The organism is Pseudarthrobacter sp. TAF60_1 (assembly GCF_052113505.1).
Classification (GTDB): domain Bacteria; phylum Actinomycetota; class Actinomycetes; order Actinomycetales; family Micrococcaceae; genus Arthrobacter.
On the sequence record NZ_JBFRDI010000048.1, the window covers coordinates 1 to 825 of the forward strand.

The window sequence follows — 825 nt, forward strand, 5'->3', positions numbered from 1 at the left end:
CTCTCCACCTCCCGCCGGCTCACCACCGCCCTGCCCCTGACCCTGGCCGCCCTCCAGACAGGAACCCTGTCMTGGCAGCACGCCCGGACCATGGTCGACGAAACCCTCAACCTCGACCCCGCCGGCGCCCAAGCTCTGGAAGCGCACTTCCTGGACCCCGACGCACCCCACCCGGCACGCGGCTGCCCCGCCGGGCAGATGACCCCGTCCCGGTTCCGCGCCAAAGCCCGCACCTGGCGCGAACGCCACCACCCCGACAGCATCGAAAAACGCCACACCCGCTCCGCCGCCGACCGCCGCCTGGAATACTCCCCGGACCGCGACGGCATGGCCTGGCTCTCCGCCTACCTCCCCGCCGATCAGGCCGCCGGGATCTGGGACCGCACCACCACCGCCGCCCGCGCCCTCCAAGGCCCCACCGAGCCCAGGACCCTCACCCAACTCCGCGCCGACACCGCCGCGGCCTGGCTCCTCGACGGCCACGCCGAGCAGGTCCCCTCCCCCAAAGCCCAGGTCCTCGTCACCGTCCCCGTGTTCGCGCTAATGGGCCTGACCGACGAACCCGCCACCCTCGACGGGTACGGGCCCATCCCGCCGTCCATGGCCCGCACCCTCATCGCCAACGGCGCCGAATCGTTCCACCGCGTCCTGACCGACCCCCGCGACGGGGCACCGCTGGAAATCGGCCGGTCCAGCTACCGGATCCCCACCGCCATGCGCCAATGGCTCAGACTCCGCGACGGCAAATGCCCCTTCCCCGGCTGCACCAACCAATCCCTGGACAACGACGCCGACCACCTCCTCGCCTGGGCCAACGGCGGAACC

At 72.5% G+C, this 825-nt stretch carries 1 protein-coding gene; it reads left to right on the forward strand.

The window, feature by feature from the left end; translation table 11 throughout:
- On the forward strand, nt 1-825 hold an 825-nt coding region (locus AB4Y73_RS20425; RefSeq protein WP_441874510.1), incomplete at both ends, for a DUF222 domain-containing protein.